General features: G+C 72.8%; 15 protein-coding genes. 5 read left to right on the plus strand and 10 right to left on the minus strand.

Going from position 1 to position 15,307, the window contains the following annotated elements; all coding sequences use genetic code 11:
* A complete protein-coding gene (locus JJI54_RS28730) occupies positions 1 to 1,005 on the plus strand; it encodes a LacI family DNA-binding transcriptional regulator (protein ID WP_203076868.1) in 1,005 nt (334 codons plus the stop codon).
* A gap of 3 nt (positions 1,006 to 1,008) precedes the next feature.
* On the opposite strand, the gene JJI54_RS28735 is transcribed toward JJI54_RS28730, so the two are convergent.
* The 8 genes from JJI54_RS28735 to JJI54_RS28770 all read right to left on the minus strand — a co-directional run bounded on the left by JJI54_RS28735 (position 1,009) and on the right by JJI54_RS28770 (position 7,862).
* Positions 1,009 to 1,467, minus strand: coding sequence for a DUF6525 family protein (locus JJI54_RS28735; protein WP_203076869.1), 459 nt, complete (start codon positions 1,465 to 1,467; stop codon positions 1,009 to 1,011).
* Between the two features lie 38 nt (positions 1,468 to 1,505).
* Positions 1,506 to 2,033: a dihydrofolate reductase family protein gene (locus JJI54_RS28740; RefSeq protein WP_203076870.1), complete on the minus strand. Its 528-nt coding sequence runs from the start codon at positions 2,031 to 2,033 to the stop codon at positions 1,506 to 1,508.
* Positions 2,034 to 2,039: 6 nt separating this feature from the next.
* Positions 2,040 to 2,804: an SDR family NAD(P)-dependent oxidoreductase gene (locus tag JJI54_RS28745; RefSeq protein WP_203076871.1), complete on the minus strand. Its 765-nt coding sequence runs from the start codon at positions 2,802 to 2,804 to the stop codon at positions 2,040 to 2,042.
* On the minus strand, positions 2,801 to 3,766 hold the full coding sequence (locus tag JJI54_RS28750) for a 3-hydroxyacyl-CoA dehydrogenase family protein (RefSeq protein WP_203076872.1): 966 nt from the start codon (positions 3,764 to 3,766) through the stop codon (positions 2,801 to 2,803). The genes JJI54_RS28745 and JJI54_RS28750 overlap by 4 nt, the downstream gene beginning before the upstream one ends.
* An 8-nt stretch (positions 3,767 to 3,774) precedes the next feature.
* The gene (locus JJI54_RS28755; RefSeq protein WP_203076873.1) at positions 3,775 to 5,439 is read right to left on the minus strand and encodes a thiamine pyrophosphate-binding protein; all 1,665 of its coding nucleotides are present in this window, start codon (positions 5,437 to 5,439) and stop codon (positions 3,775 to 3,777) included.
* Between the two features lie 59 nt (positions 5,440 to 5,498).
* Positions 5,499 to 5,837 (minus strand): hydroxyisourate hydrolase, encoded by a 339-nt coding sequence (gene uraH, locus JJI54_RS28760; protein ID WP_203076874.1) that lies wholly within the window; start codon positions 5,835 to 5,837, stop codon positions 5,499 to 5,501.
* Between the two features lie 13 nt (positions 5,838 to 5,850).
* On the minus strand, positions 5,851 to 7,038 hold the full coding sequence (locus JJI54_RS28765; RefSeq protein ID WP_203076875.1) for a urate hydroxylase PuuD: 1,188 nt from the start codon (positions 7,036 to 7,038) through the stop codon (positions 5,851 to 5,853).
* Positions 7,039 to 7,154: 116 nt separating this feature from the next.
* Entirely contained in the window at positions 7,155 to 7,862 is a 708-nt protein-coding gene (locus JJI54_RS28770) for a class I SAM-dependent methyltransferase (RefSeq protein WP_203076876.1), read from the minus strand.
* A 162-nt stretch (positions 7,863 to 8,024) separates the two neighbouring features.
* Between JJI54_RS28770 and JJI54_RS28775 the strand changes: the two genes are divergently transcribed.
* From JJI54_RS28775 to JJI54_RS28785, 3 genes are all read left to right on the plus strand, one after another.
* Entirely contained in the window at positions 8,025 to 9,806 is a 1,782-nt protein-coding gene (locus JJI54_RS28775; RefSeq protein WP_203076877.1) for a hypothetical protein, read from the plus strand.
* A 113-nt stretch (positions 9,807 to 9,919) separates the two neighbouring features.
* Positions 9,920 to 11,218, plus strand: coding sequence for a hydantoinase/carbamoylase family amidase (locus tag JJI54_RS28780; protein WP_203076878.1), 1,299 nt, complete (start codon positions 9,920 to 9,922; stop codon positions 11,216 to 11,218).
* A 124-nt stretch (positions 11,219 to 11,342) separates the two neighbouring features.
* Positions 11,343 to 12,806: a sensor histidine kinase gene (locus tag JJI54_RS28785; protein WP_203076879.1), complete on the plus strand. Its 1,464-nt coding sequence runs from the start codon at positions 11,343 to 11,345 to the stop codon at positions 12,804 to 12,806.
* 3 nt (positions 12,807 to 12,809) lie between these two features.
* Here the strand turns inward: JJI54_RS28785 and JJI54_RS28790 are convergent, their stop codons facing one another.
* A complete protein-coding gene (locus tag JJI54_RS28790) occupies positions 12,810 to 13,418 on the minus strand; it encodes an HAD family hydrolase (RefSeq protein ID WP_203076880.1) in 609 nt (202 codons plus the stop codon).
* Positions 13,419 to 13,431: 13 nt separating this feature from the next.
* Entirely contained in the window at positions 13,432 to 13,644 is a 213-nt protein-coding gene (locus JJI54_RS28795; protein WP_203076881.1) for a hypothetical protein, read from the minus strand.
* 303 nt (positions 13,645 to 13,947) lie between these two features.
* Here JJI54_RS28795 and serA point away from each other — a divergent pair, with 303 nt between their 5' ends.
* A complete protein-coding gene (gene serA / locus JJI54_RS28800) occupies positions 13,948 to 15,195 on the plus strand; it encodes a phosphoglycerate dehydrogenase (protein WP_203076882.1) in 1,248 nt (415 codons plus the stop codon).
* Positions 15,196 to 15,307: the final 112 nt, after the last annotated feature.

A 15,307-nucleotide genomic window follows, 5' to 3' on the forward strand; every position in this document is an offset into this window, starting at 1 on the left:
ATGAAATCGATCGCACCCCCTGCCCCCGCCATCGGCATCAAGGACGTGGCCCGCGCCGCCGGCGTGGCGCCCGCCACCGTCTCCCGCGCCCTCGGCAAGGGGCCGATCAGCGAGGCGCTGCGCGCCCAGGTGATGGAAGCCGTGCGCGCCACGGGCTACCGCCCCAACCTGGCCGCGCGCCGCCTGCGGTCCCAGGAAACCGGGACGATCGGCCTGATGGTGGCCGATATCGCCAACCCCTTCTTCACCGGCGTCGCCCGCGCCGTGGAACACGCGGCCTTCGAGGCGGGGCTGCGCGTCATCCTCTGCGATTCGGACCGCGATCCGGCGCGGGAGGCCAGCTACCTCCAGCTGATGCAGGAGGAGCGCGTCACCGGCCTCATCATGGCGCCGACGCGCGTGACGGCGCAGCGCCTGGCGGGGCTGGCGCTGGATGTGCCGACGGTGCTGATCGACCGCGCCGGCCCGCCCGGCCTGTTCGACAGCGTGCTGCTGGACAATGGCGAAGCCGCCGCCGGGCTGGTGGACCATCTGGTCGCCCAGGGCCACACCCGCATCACGGGGCTGTTCGGGGAGACGAGCGACACCGGCCGCGCGCGGGCGGAAGGTTTCGCCAGCGCCATGGCGCGGCACGGCCTGGCGCCCGATGCCCGCTTCATCCCCGCGACGACGCCGCCGACGGAGGCCGCGCTGGCCGTGCTGCGGGAGGATGCCGCGCCCGGCGCGCTGCTCGCGGCCAATTCCCTGCTGCTGCTGGGCGCGCTGCGCGCCACGCGCCAGGCGGGGCTGCGCGTGCCCCGCGACCTCGCGCTTTGCGGCTTCGACAACGAACCCTGGACGGAGCTGGTGGAGCCCGGCCTGACGGTGGTGGAACAGCCACTCGAGGAAATCGGCCGCGCCGCCATGCGGCTGCTCTTCGACCGGCTGCGGGACCCGGACCAGCCGGTGCGGAAGCTGATGCTCAGCGGCCGCCAGGTGGTGCGGGGATCGACGGCGGCGCGGTAGGGCTCAGCGGCGGCGCCGGCGGCCCCCGGCCTTGTGCCGGGGCCTGGCGGCAGGCTTCGGCTTGGGATTGGGCTTGGTCTTGGGCTTCGGCTCGGGCCTGGCGGCGGCCACCGCGACGGGCTTCGGCGCCGGGATGCCTTCCGGGCCTTCATAGCGCTGCAGGGTCGCCTCCGCCGCCAGGTGCGGATAGGCGCGCGCGCCCTTGGGCCAGGTGCGGGCGAAGGCCGCGACCTCCGCCTGGTCATGGCCGCGGATGGCCTGGACCAGCGCCTCGGCCGCCTGGGCGGGCTTCAGGCGCTGCTGGTTCAGCAGGCGGAGATGCCATTCCCGCGCGCGCAGCGGGCACCAATCCACCAGCGATTCCTGCAAGGCGCGGCGCACGGCCGGGGGCAGCGCCTCATAGGCGCGATAGGCATCGCCCTTCAGCGTGCTGCGGGGCCGGGTCGCCATGCTGTTGTCCATGCGCGGCTTCTAGCGGCGCGGCGCGCGCGGCGAAACCGTCAGGCGGTGGCATAGGCCAGCCTGACGACGCCATCCCCCACCCCGTCATGCGCCAGCAGGCGCAGCGGCGGGCGCGGCCCCGCGAAGAAGGGCCGGCCATGGCCTAGCGCGACGGGGTGGAGGTAGAGGTGGTAGCCATCGACCAGCCCGGCCTCCGCCAGGCTCTGCGCCAGGGTGGGGCCGGAGACGGCGATGTCGCCGTCCAGCTCCGCCTTCAGCCGGCGCGCCGCCGCCACGCCATCCGCGGCCAGCGTGGCGTCGGGGCCGGGCGCGGCGAGCGTCCGCGACGCCACCCATTTCCGCTGGCCACGCCAGGCCTCGGCGAAGGCGCGCTGGTCGGCGCTCCATTCCGGCCGGTCCTCGTCCCAGTAGCGCATGAGGTCGTAGACGCACCGGCCATAGAACCCGCCCGCGACGCCGCGCACCGCGGCGATCCAGTGGCGGAACAGCTCGGGGCCGGTCGTCATCCGGTCATGGTCCACGAAGCCGTCGAGGGAGACGTTCATGCGGACGATGAGCCGGCCCATGTCAGCTCACACCGTCAGCCCGCCGTCCACCACCACGGTCTGGCCCGTGACCATCGCCGCGCCGGCCAGCAGGAAGACCATCACCTCCGCCAGATCCTCCGGCGTGCAGCGGCGCTTGAGCAGCGCGTTGTCGATGGACGACGCCCGCTGTTCGTTCGTCCACTCGATCATCCAGGTGCTGTCCACGGCGCCCGGGGCCACCGCATTCACCCGCACCTCCGGCGCCAGGCCGCGCGCCAGGTTCTTGGTCAGGCTGATGACGCCGGCCTTGGTCGCGCCATAGGCCATGGAGGAGCCCGGCGAATTGATCCCGGCGATGGAGGCGGTGTTGACGATGGCGCCGCGCGCCGCCCGCAGCGCCGGCCCCGCCGCCTTGGCGCAGCGGAAGACGCCGAGCAGATTCACCTCGATCACGGCCTGCCAGAGGTCTTCCGTCAGCCGGTCGAACTCATGCGGCGCCACGGAGGTCCGCGTGCCCGGCGTGCCGGCATTGTTCACGAGGTAGTCGAGCCGCCCGAGATCGGCGACCGCGCGCAGCACCATCCGCTCGGCATCCGCGGCATCGCCGACGGAGCCGGGGGCGGAGATGATTCGTGCCCCGGTCTCCGCGGCGAGCTTCGCCACCGCCTCCGGCCCTCGCGGGTCATCGGCCAGGTGGTTGATCGCCACCGCGCAGCCGCTGCGCGCCAGCAGCGTCGCGGTGGCGAGGCCGATGCCGGAGGCGCCGCCCGTGACCAGCGCCGCCTTGCCCTTGAGGTCGTAGGTGATCATGCGCTGCGTCCCTGCCCTGCCATGGTGCCGATGTGCCTGATGGCGCGCTTGAGTTCCATCAGCCGCCGGTCGCGCGCCTCGAACAGCGCGGCGGCATCCTGCCCGCCCCAATCATAGAAGCCGGCGCCGGCCATGACGCCGGTCTTGCCCTCCGCCACCAGCGCATCCACCGCCTCGCACTTCCCGCGGACGGGCGGCGGTTCGTACATGCGGTTGGCGAGGCTCGCCTGCATGAAGGGCAGGCCGGTGAAATCCGCCTTGGCCAGCATGCCGAGGATGGGCAGGCGCAGCGCGATGCCCTCGATGATGGCGGTGTCGATCTCCTCCGCCGTCGCGACGCCGTCATCCAGCAGCTTCTGGATCTCGAGCCCGATGGCGGATTGCACGCGGTTGGCGATGTAGCCGGGCACGAATTTGCGCATCACCACGGGCGCCTTGCCCATGGCGAGGCAGAGTTCGCGCGCGAAGGCCACGCAGGCGGGGTCGCATGCCGGGCCGCCCACGATGTCCACGAGGTCCACCAGATAGGGCGGCGTGTACCAGTGCATGATGATCGCCCGCGCCTGGCGCCGCGCGGGGATCAGCGGGAAGGGATCGAGGTAGCTCGTGTTGCTGGCGATGATCGCGGCCATGGGCGCGACCGCGTCGATCTGCTCGAACAGCGCGCGCTTGGCGTCCGGCTTCTCGATGATCGCTTCCACGATCAGGTCGGCCTCCTCCACCGTCTCCGCCAGGGTGGGCAGGCGCGTGACATGGGCGTGCAGCCATTCGGCGTCGCGATCCGCCGGCGCCTCCCCGGCCTTCACCAGCGTGGCGAGCGCCGTCTCCATCAGCGGGCCCGCCTTGTCGAGCGTCGCCATGGCGCTGTCGGTCAGCCGCACCTCATGCCCGCCCAGCGCATAGACCAGCGCGAGGGCGTGCCCCATCGTGCCGGCGCCGATCACCGCGACCTTGATGCCCATGCCTTGAACTACTCCGTCGGTGTGTAGGGTTCGGGGGCGCGCGCCTCGATATCCGTCCGCACGTCGAGGACGACCGTCTCGCTGGCGGCCAGCGCCTCCCGCAGCGCGGGGGCGATGTCCTCGGGCCGTTCGACGGTGATGCCGCGCAGGCCGAAGCCGCGGGCGATGGCGGCGAAATCGGCGTGATCGCCGAAGCGCAGCAGCTCCGCCGCCGCCGCCGGGTCGTTCCCCGCGGCGCGGCGGAGGTTGGGCCAGCCCTGGCCGAATCCCCGGTTGTTGTTGACCACGCAGACGACCGCGATGCCGAGGCGCTTCGCCGTCTCCAGCTCCGCCAGGTGGTAGTGGAAGGCGCCGTCGCCGGACCAGCAGAGCACGGGCCGGTCGGGCGCCGCGCATTTCGCCCCGAGCGCCGCCGGGAAGGCCCAGCCGAGCGAGCCCGCCGCGCGCTGGTAGCCCTGCGTCGTCAGGTCGATGAGCGTGCCCGTCCAGATGCCGGAATAGCCGGTATCGGCGACCAGCATGCCCTCCGGCGGCAGCGCGGCCGTGATCTCGGCGCAGAGCCGCGCGGGGTCGATCGGCAGGGCGTCGCTGGCGAGCCGCGGCGCCACCGAGGCGCGCCATTCCGCGACCAGCGCCGCCGCTTCCCGCGCGAAGGCATCGTCGCGCGCGGGGCGGCCGAGCTGGTCCAGCACCTCGGACAGCACCGCGCGCGGGTCGCCCAGCAGCGCCACCGTCGCGGGGAAACTGCGGTCGAAATCGAGCGGGTCGGCATCCACCTGCAGGATCGGCACGCCGGCGCGCGGCAGGCGCCAGCCATGGGTCATCTGGTCGCCGGTGTCGCAGCCCACCAGCAGCACCAGCCCGGCCTGCTCCAGCACGCGGTTGGCGGGCGGCGCCGAATAGGAACCGACGACGCCCGCCACGCGGGGATGCGCGGTCGGCACCAGCGCCCGCGCGCCGAGCGTCGTCAGCACCGGCGCCTCCAGCGCCTCCGCAAGCGCGAGCACCTCCGCCCCGCAGCCCGACAGCATGGCGCCATCGCCCGCCACGATCACGACGCGCTCCGCCGCGACCAGCGCGGCGACGGCGGCGGCCACCGCATCCGGGTCAGGCCCGCCCCGGAAGCGCGGCGCCGCCAGCGCGGAGAGGTCGGCGGGCGGATCGGCGACGCTTCCCTGCTCCACCACCTCCGCCATCAGCCCATGCAGGTCGAGATGCACGGGCCGCACGGGGACGGAGACGGCGGCCGCCCAGGCCTGGCGCAGCAGGCGCGGCAGATGCGCGGCCTCCGCCACCTCCGCCGAGAATTTCGTCACGGGCTGGAACAGGGCCGCATGCGCCACTTCCTGGTAGGCGTTGCGGTGCTGGGCGGCGTGCGGCTTGCGCCCGGTCAGCGCGATGACGGGGCTGCGGGCGAGATACGCATCCTGCAGCCCGGCAGCCAGGTTCGCCGCGCCCACGGACTGCGCCGCCACCACGCCCGGCCGCCCGCCGACGCGGCCATAGGCGTCCGCCATGTACACGGCCGCCTTCTCCGTATGGGCCAGCACCGGCTTCACGCCCAACCGCGACAGCGCCATCAGCGTCGGCCGCAGCACGGCATCGACGAAGAAGACGTGGCTCTGCCCGGAAGCCGCCAGGCTCGCGGCCAGCCATTCGGCGCCGGTCATCATCGGTCGTTCCCCCATGGCGGCAGCCTGCCCGCGCGGGGCAGGGCCGGCAAGCCGGGGGGTCAGGACCCGCGATAGGTCGCGTAGCTCCAGGGCGTGCAGAGCAGGGGCACGTGGTAGTGCCCCTCCCCCGCCCGCAGCGTCACCACGATCGGCACCTCGTCCAGAAACCCCTCGCCCCTGAAATGGGCGCCGATGTGGAAGCGCAGCTCGTAGGTGCCGGCCACGAAATCCGTCGCGCCCATCAGCGGCGCGTCGGTGCGGCCATCGGCGTTGGTCAGCGCCTCCGTCACCTTCACGCGGGCCGCGCCCTCCAGCCGGAACAGCTCCACCCGCACGCCCTGTGCCGGCCTGCCGGCGGCGGTGTCGAGGATATGGGTCGTCAGCGCGCTGACCTTCATCAATCAGCCCCCTTCAATCCGCCCGGGCCCCCGCCGCGACCCAGGCGAGCAGCTTCTGCCGTTCCTCCCGCGTCATCTCCGTCATGTTGCCGGGGGGCATCGCCTCCGTCGCCACCTGCTGGCGCATGGCCTGGGCCCAGCGGCGGATCTGCGCGGGGTCGTCGAAGCGCACGCCCTTGGGCGCGGCGGCAATGCCTTCGAAGCTCGGCCGGGCCGCGTGGCAGGCGGCGCAATGGGAAGCGGTGATGGCCTGCACCTCCGCGAAGCTCGGCACATCCACCCCCGCGATGTCGGGGCCCCGCTTCGGCATCAGCATGATCGCCAGCACCACCACCACGGCGGTGGCCATGGCGGGCAGCATCACCTGGTTCCTGCCGACCTGGCGCAGCACGAAGTACTGGCGCACCAGCGCGCCGGCCAGCGTGACGGCCAGCAGCACCACCCAGTTCCACTGGCTGCCCCAGGTCATGGGGTAATGCGGGCTGATCATCAGGAACAGCACGGGCAGGGTCAGGTAGGTGTTGTGGACGCTGCGCTGCTTACCCCAGCGGCCGTATTTCGGATCCGGCTCCTGCCCCGCCTGCATGGCGGCCACCATCTTCCGCTGGCCGGGGATGATCACCATGGCGACATTCGCCACCATGATCGTGCCCGTCATGGCGCCGATCTGCAGGAAGGCGCCGCGGCCGCTGAAGACGTGGCAGGCGACGAAGGCCGCCACCACCAGCAGCGCCACGCCGAAGATGGAGAGGTTGCGCTCATTCTCCCCGAACTTCGACTTGCAGACGAGGTCATAGACCACCCAGCCGCCCACCAGCATGGCGGCGGAGATCGCGACCGCGACGCCGGGCGAGAGGTCCATCACCGCGGGATCGATGAGGTAGGTGCTGGCCTGGCCCCAGTAGATCAGGATGAACAGGCTGAAGCCGCTGATCCAGGTCCAGTAGGCTTCCCACTTGAACCAGTGCAGCTTCTCCGGCAGCTGCGCCGGGGCGTTCACGTACTTCTCCTTCCGGTAGAAGCCGCCCCCATGGATCGCCCATTGCTCCCCCTTCACGCGGGGGTTGCCATCCCGCGGCGGGTCCAGCTGGTTGTCGAGCCCGATGAAGTAGAAGCTGGTGCCGATCCAGGCGATGCCGGTGATGAGGTGCAGCCACCGGATCAGCAGGTTGGCCCAGTCGGCGAGGTAGGCGAGGTCCATCGGCATCCCTGGGGCGCTTCGCGGCGCCGTTTTGCCCCCGGCGCGGGTCAGCGCCGTTTTGCGCTGCAACAATCGCGAAACCCGCCCCCAGGGGCAAGGGGCTTCCCGCCGCCGGGTCAGCGCACCTCGTGCCAGGGCTCCGGCCGCTCGCCCCGCCGGAACAGGATCATGCTGTCGAAGAAGCTGACGCTCTCCGTCGTCCGGCAGAGTTCCGTCACCGGGTCGCCCGGCCCCCGGTCCGCGGGCGGGATGCCGAGGCGGTCCATGGACCCCACGCGCCCCGTCCATTCCTGCAGCCGCTGGCAGACGCCGAAGGCGACGTCGTAGATCGACCGCCCCTGCGGGTCATCCGCGAAGGGCCCGCCCCAGAAGGCGGTGTGCGTGTCCTCGATCAGGTAGGCCCCGGGCAGGCGCATGGCGGGGTAGAGCACGTCGAAGGTCGTGATCTGCTGGCGCGCGGTGTGGCCGCCATCGTCCAGCACGATGTCGGGCGGCCCCATCTCCGCCAGCGCGGCGCGCAGGAAGGCGGGGTCCGCCTGGTCGCCGACGAAGACCCTGGCGCCGGGCAGGCCATGGGCCTCCGTCGCCGGGTCGATGTCCATGCCGAAGATGCGCGCCTGCGGGCCCAGATAGTCCTGCCACATGCGAAGGCTGCCGCCCCGCTGCACGCCGATCTCCAGCATCGTCACCGGCTTGCCCACGAAGCGGGCGAAGGCCTGGTGATAGACCTCGAAGTAATGGTGCCATTTGTGGATGGGCGGCTGGTCCTGCCGCCCCTGCAGGAAGCGCCGGTAGAGGGGGTTGTCGGGCGGGCTGTGGTGCATCCTGCGGGGCCTCTCGGCCGGCCTTCATGCCGGGCTTCCCCGCCGGCATAGCGGCGGGGGCGCCAACAAGCGGTTAACCTCACCTTCCCGTGCCGGCCATCCTGCCCCTTCGTCACGCGGCCGGGCTGCGGTAGGCTGCCCCGCCCATAGCAGGAGGCCGTGATGCGCCGTCGCCTCGTCATCCTCGCCGTCGCCGGCGCCATCGCCCTTCCGGTGGCCGGTGCCCTTGCCCAGGCGGAGGCGGAGCGCCGCGTGGATGCGGCGATCGAGCGGCTGCGCGCCGCGCTCGGCCCCGAGGCCCGCATCACCTGGGGGCTGCGTCAGGTCGATCCCGTCTCCGGCCGCACGCGGCTGGGCGATGTCGTCGTGGTCAGCACCGGCCGCCGCGTCACGATCGCGGAGGTGCTGCTGGCCGATGTCTCCGAAGCCCGGCTGGGCCGCGCGGAATTCCGCGCCGTGCTGATGACCGAGGGCAAGGGTGAGCGGACGGAGCTGGCCCGCCTGGTGCTGGGCGGCGTGCCCATCCCCGCCGCCGGCCAGGGCATCGACCCCGCGCAGCTGGAGATCGGGCTGCTGGAGGCGGAGGCGCTCTCCATCCAGAGCGTGGAGGGCACCATCCGCCTCGGCCGCCTGGCGGCGGAGGGCTATGCGCCGGGCGTGCTGGGCCAGGCGGTGGCGGAGGGGCTGGAATACCGCGGCGGCGGCAGCAATGCCGGCAACAACGCCCGCATCGGGCGCCTGGCGCTGGCCGGCGTCACCATGCCGGTGCCGGGCCAGGACATCGACATCAAGGATGTCACGCTGCGCAGCGCCAGCCTGGAAGGCGCCTCGCTGGTCGATGCGAGCCGGAAGGTGGACGTCTCGCTGGGCCGGCTGGCGCTGCGGGACTGGGTGCCGGGGCGGCTGACGGACCTGGCGGTGGAGGCCGTCTCGGTCGGCACCGAATTCGGCGCGATGGGGCCGGGCGTCTTCCGGCTCGGCCGCTTCGTCATGCAGGGGATCGATGGCGCGGGCCTCGCCACCGCCTGGTCCACCAATGTCCAGCCGGCCGACCCGGTGCCGGGCGTGCCGCAGCTCTTCCTGGCGGAGGGCCTGGCGGCGGAGGCGAATGGCGCGCCGCTGTTCAGCCTCGGCCGTTTCCAGGCCGATGGCAGCATGGCGGCGGATGGGGTGCTCGGCGGGTCCCTGGTGCTGGACGGGCTGCGCGTGCTGCTGCCGCGCGGCAGCGTGCCCCCGCTGGAGCAGATGGGCTACAGCGAGATCGCCGGCGGGCTGGAGATGCGCGGCACCTACCGCCGCGCCGGCGGGCGCTTCACGCTGGAGCCCTGGCGGACCAGCTGGCAGGACGCGGCGACGCTGACGCTGGGCGGCCGCTTCCTCGACATGCCGGCGGCGGAGCCGGGCGCGCCGATCGATTCCGATGCGCAGGCCGCGGCGCTGATGGCCGGGCGGCTGGAACGGCTGACCCTGTCCTGGCGGGACCAGGGGCTGCTCGGCCGCGCCATCGCCTGGCAGGCGCGCCAGCAGCGCGTGCCGGAAGCGCGGGTGCGGGAGCAATGGGCGCAGATGGTGATGGCGATGCCCCTGCCGGGGGATGCGCCCCCCGCCCGCGGCCGCGCCGCGCCCCCGGCCACGGCGGGCAAGGGCGCCACCGCCCCCGCGCCTTCCGCCGGCGGCAAGGCGGGGCCGGCGCCCCAGGCCACCGGACCCGCCACCGGACCCGCCACCGGTCCCGCCACCGGTCCCGCCACTGGGCCATCCACTGGGCCCGACCCGCTGCCCGCGATCCGGGAAGCGCTGGCCCAGTTCATCCGCCAGCCGCGGGAGATCGAGTTCACGCTCCAGCCGCCCCAGCCCATCGCCTTCGGGGAGATGGCGGGCCTGGCCGGCCTTGGCGCGTCGGAGACGGCACGGCGGCTCGGCGTCTCGGTGCGGCTGCCCTAGCGGCGGCGGCTAAGGGGGGGGATGGCGGGCCGGGCCCGGCCACCCCACCCCGTTGATTTTCCGCCCTTCCCCCGTCAAAAGCGCCGCAGCCGGGCACAGGGAAGACACGCCGCATGACCGCATCGCACGCCACCACGGTCACGCCCGCGCCCAACCTCGTCGCCGCCGTCTCCGAATCCCGGCAATGGGACCGCATCGCGCAGATGGCGCGGCTCGGCGGCTTCACCGATGCCGATGGCCATCACGGCGTGAACCGCGCCGCGCTGACGAAGCTGGACCGGGAGGCGCGGCGCCTGCTGCTCTCCTGGGCGGTGCCGCTCGGCCTCAAGCCCTCGGTCGATGTGCTGGGCAACCTCTTCCTGCGGCATGAGGGGACGGAGCCCGGCGCCGCCGCCGTGATGGCCGGCAGCCACATGGACAGCCAGCCCAATGGCGGGCGCTTCGACGGCATCTGGGGCGTGCTGGCGGCGCTGGAGGCGGTGCAGGCCATCCGGGAGGCCGGCGTCGCCACGAAGCGCCCGATCGAGATCGTCGCCTGGACCAATGAGGAAGGCGGCCGCTTCGCGCCGGGCTGCATGGGCAGCATGGCCTGGTCCGGCCACCGCCCGCCCGATACCTGGAACGACACGGCGGATGGGGAGGGGCTGCGCTTCGGCGACGAACTCGCGGCGCTGCTGGCCGCGGAGGCCGATATCCCGCGCCGCGGCCTCGGCATCGTCGAGGGCCCCCGCCCCTTCGCCTATGTCGAGCCGCATATCGAGCAGGGCCCGCTGCTGGAGGCCGAGGGGCTCGATATCGGCGTCGTCACCGGCATCCAGGGCAGCCGCTGGTTCCTGGTGGAGATCGAGGGCAAGACGGACCATGCCGGCACGGCGCCGCTCTCGCTCCGCCGCGACGCGGTGCAGGACATGGTGCGCGCCATCAACGCGCTGAACGCGCTGATGGCGGACCCGACCGACGTGCTGCGCTTCACCGTGGGGCGGATCGAGGTCGGCCCCAATTCCAGCAACACGGTGGCGGACCGCGCCCGCTTCACCATCGATTTCCGCCACCCGGACCCGGCCGTGCTGCTGCCGAAGGGCGATGCGATCGAGGCGACGGTGAAGGGCGCGCTGACCAGCTGCCGCGCCACGGTGACGGAACGCTTCCACGCCCTGCCCGCCCGCTTCGACGCCATGGTGCAGGACCTGATCGAAGGCGCCGCCGCGGCGCAGGGGCTGAGGAGCCGCCGCATGCCCTCCGGCGCCTTCCACGATGCGCAGTTCCTGGTGCCGGTCTGCCCGACGGGGATGATCTTCATCCCCTCCCGCGGCGGCGTCAGCCACCATCCGGCGGAATACAGCACGCCCGGCCAGGTCGCGAATGGCGCGCGGGTGCTGGCGCAGGTGCTGGCGGAACTGGCGAACCGGTGACGATCCGGCCGCGCAAGCGATGCTCCGCCTAAGTTGAGTCGCGGCGGCGGCGGCCGGGCGTTAAGGCTCCCGTAAGGCCCGGCCGGGACCCGGACGGTGCCGCTCGCAGCCGAAAGTCACGTGCATGGGCGTTGAGGATAGGGGCACGGCCCGCCCTGGCACCGGCGCGCCGGGGCCCTGGCCGCCCGGCCCGGCCGCCCCCGCCACCGGCGCGCTGGAGACGATCCTGCGGCTGATGCGGCACTCCCGCCAGCCGATGTTCGTGGCCTGGGGACCCTCGCTGTCCTTCTTCTACAACGATGCCTACGCGCCGATCCTGGGCGGGCGCCACCCGGACGCCTATGGCCGCCCCTTCCAGCACGTCTGGCCGGAGATCTGGGACGCCATCCTGCCGCTGATCCGCCAGGCGCTGGCGGGCCAGGCGACCTGGAGCGAGAACCTCCACCTGGTGATGGAACGGCACGGCTACCGGGAGGACACCTGGTGGACCTTCTCCTACAGCCCCGCGCATGACGAGGCCGGCGCGGTGGCCGGCATGTTCTGCTCCTGCATGGAAACCACCGGCCAGGTGCTGGCGGAACGCCGTCTGCGGGAGAATGAGGGCCGCTTCCGCGCGCTGCTGGACGCCGCCCCCGCCATGATGTGGGTGACGGACCGCACCGGCTTCTGCACCCATCTCAGCCGCAGCTGGTACGACTTCACCGGGCAGACGCCGGCCACCGCGCTCGGCACCGGGTGGCTGGATGCCGTGCATCCGGAGGATCGCGGCCCGGCCCGCGCGCGCTTCCTGCAAGGGGTGCGGGACCGCGCGCCCTTCCGGCTGGACTACCGGCTGCAGCGCGCCGACGGCGCCTGGCGCTGGACGATCGACGCGGCGGAACCGCGGCTGGTCGGCGGGGGCGAGTATCTCGGCCATGTGGGCTCCGTCCTCGACATCACGGAGCGGCGGGAGACCGAGGAACGCCAGGCGCTGCTGGCGCGGGAAGTGGACCACCGCGCCAAGAACGTGCTGGCGGTGGTGCAGGCCGTGCTGCGCCTGACCCGGGCGCCGGACATGCCGAGCTTCGCCCGCGCGGTGGAAGGCCGCGTCGCCGCGCTGGCCCGCGCGCAGACGCTGCTGGCCAAGGACCGCTGGGCGGGCGCCGACCTGCGCAGCATGGTGGCCGGGGAGCTGGCGCCCTTCCTGGTGGAGCATGGCCAGCGCGACAGCCGCGCCACGCTGCGCGGCCCCGCCGTGGTGCTGCCCGCCGCCACGGCGCAGCCGCTGACCATGCTGATCCACGAACTCGCCACCAACGCCATGAAGCATGGCGCGCTGTCGGTGGAGAGCGGGCGGCTGCTGGTGGCCTGGCGGGTGGAGCGGGAGGCGCTGCACCTGGACTGGGTGGAGACGGGCGGGCCAGCCATCATCGCGCCGCCGCTGCGCACCGGCTTCGGCACGCGGGTGCTGGATGGCACCGCGCGCGGCCAGCTGGGCGGCACCATCGCGCTGGAATGGCGCGCCACGGGGCTGGCCTGCCGCCTGACCATGCCGCTGGACCGCGCCCCGGGCGGGGAGGAGGAGACGGTGCCCGGCCTGGCGGGCTGAGCCTCAGGCCGGCAGCCCCTCCGCCCGCAGCGCCGCGCGCAGCGCCCCGGCATCACGGAAATGATGCGCCCGCATGCCGACGGCGCGCGCGCCAACCACGTTCTTCTCGCTGTCATCGATGAAGAGGCAATCCGAGGCGGCCAGGCCGTTGCGGTCCAGCAGGCGGCGATAGATGGCGGGGTCGGGCTTCAGCAGCCCCTCCTCCGCCGAGACCACCACATCGATGAAGCGGGCCAGGAAGGGGAAGCGGGCCTGCGCCTCCGCGAATTTCTCGCTGGAGAAGTTGGTGATGGCGTAGAGCGGCACGCCCGCCTCCCGCAGCCCCTCCAGGATCGCGACCGTGCCGGGGACCTCGCCCGGCACCATCTCATGCCACCGGTCGCTATAGGCGGCGATCAGGGCGGCCTGGTCGGGGAACAGCGCGGTGCGCTCGGCCACCGCCTCCGCCCAGCGGCGGCCGCGATCCTGTTCCAGGTTCCATTCCATGGTGCAGACGCGGCCGAGGAAATCCGCCCGCGCCGCCGCATCCGGGATCAGCTTGCGGTACAGGTGCTCCGGGTCCCATTCGATCAGCACATTGCCGACATCGAAGACCACCACGGACGCCGCCATCCCGATTCTCCCGCTATGCCGGGGGGATGGTAGTCCCGAAGGGCTCCTCCACCCCAGCCCGGGCCAGGTCGGCCGCCAGGCGGCCGGCCGGGTCGTCCCCGCGCCGCACCGCCTCCGCCGCCGACAGCGCGTAGAGCAGCAGGGCCGGGCCCGCGAGCCCGATGCGCAGCCCGACCTTCCCGGCCCGCGCCAGCGCATCCCGCGCGCGCGGGTCGTCCCCCGCCATCTCGGCCAATGCCTCCAGCCCATCCCCCGCCAGGGGAACCGGGCGCCGAGCCTCAACCACGCCGCGACGCGGCCATCACACCACTCCTCCTGCCACGCGCGCCCGCGCGGGGCCGCATGAACGATCCTTCACCCTGACGGCACCCATAGCCGCCGGACTCGAAAGGGCCGAGTGACATAAGGTTACAGCATTTTCACGTTCCCGGCATCCCCCCCGAACCGGCCCGGCGGGCAACCCTTGCCCCGGCGGGCCATCGGGGGCAGAGAGGCGCCCCCTTCATCCTCCCCGGATGCCCCGCACGCCATGAACGACCGCATCTCCCTCCCCAAGGACCGCATCCGCATCCTGCTGCTGGAAGGCATCGCGGACAGCGCGGTGGAGCTGTTCGGCTCCGCCGACTACGTCACCATCACGCGGGAGAAGAAGGCGCTGGAAGGCCAGGCGCTGATCGAGGCGGTGAAGGGCGTCCATATCCTCGGCATCCGGTCCCGCACCGAGGTGACGGAGGAAGTGCTGGCCGCGGCCGATCGCCTCATCGCCATCGGCTGCTTCTGCATCGGCACCAACCAGGTGGACCTGGCCGCCGCGGCGCGCCGGGGCGTCGCCGTCTTCAACGCCCCCTTCAGCAACACCCGCAGCGTCGCGGAACTGACGCTGGCGGAAGCCGTGATGCTGATGCGCGGCATCGTGGACAAGTCGAACGCCGCCCATGCCGGCGGCTGGGACAAATCCGCTGCCAACAGCTGGGAGATGCGCGGCAAGACGCTCGGCATCATCGGCTACGGCAATATCGGCAGCCAGCTCTCCGTGCTCGCCGAGGCCTTCGGCATGCGCGTGCTCTACCACGACCACACCGGCAAGCTGCCGCATGGCAACGCGACCCCGGCAGGATCGCTGCGCGACCTGATGGCGCAGTCGGACGTGGTGACCATCCATGTGCCGGAAACGCCCGACACCGTCGGCATGATCGGCGCCCGCGAACTGTCCTGGATGAAGCCCAGCGCCATCTTCATCAACAACGCCCGCGGCACCGTGGTGGACGTCGAAGCCCTGGCCGCCGCCCTGCGCGAGAAGCGCATCCTGGGCGCCGCCGTGGACGTCTTCCCGGTGGAGCCCAAGCGCAACGGCGACCCCTTCGAAAGCCCGCTCCAGGGCCTGCCCAACGTGCTGCTGACGCCCCATATCGGCGGCAGCACCGCCGAAGCGCAGGACCGCATCGGCCAGGAAGTGGCCCGCAAGCTGGTGGACTACAGCGACACCGGCGCCACCATGGGCGCCGTCAACCTGCCGCAGGTCCAACTGCCCGTCCGCCCGGCCGGCGCGCGCTGGACGCACCTGCACCGCGACGCGCCCGGCATGCTGTCCCGCATCAACGAATGCTTCGGCCGCCGCGGCCTGAACATCGCCGCCCAGTACTACCAGACGGATTCCGAACTCGGCTACATCGTGGTCGAAAGCGTCGAAGCCCGCGCGGAAGCGGAAGCGATCCTGGCCGAGCTGCGGGAACTGCCGGGGACGGTGCGGGCGCGCCTGATCTACGAGCGGCGCTGAGGGTGGCCCGCAGGGCGGGCTCCGCCCCCCTGCACCCCCCGCCAGGAGGCAGGGGCCTCCTGGACCACCGGCAATAGATGCGGAAAGGGAGAGGGGGGCACTTCGGCCCCCC

The organism is Falsiroseomonas ponticola (genome assembly GCF_016805305.1).
GTDB lineage: Bacteria > Pseudomonadota > Alphaproteobacteria > Acetobacterales > Acetobacteraceae > Falsiroseomonas > Falsiroseomonas ponticola.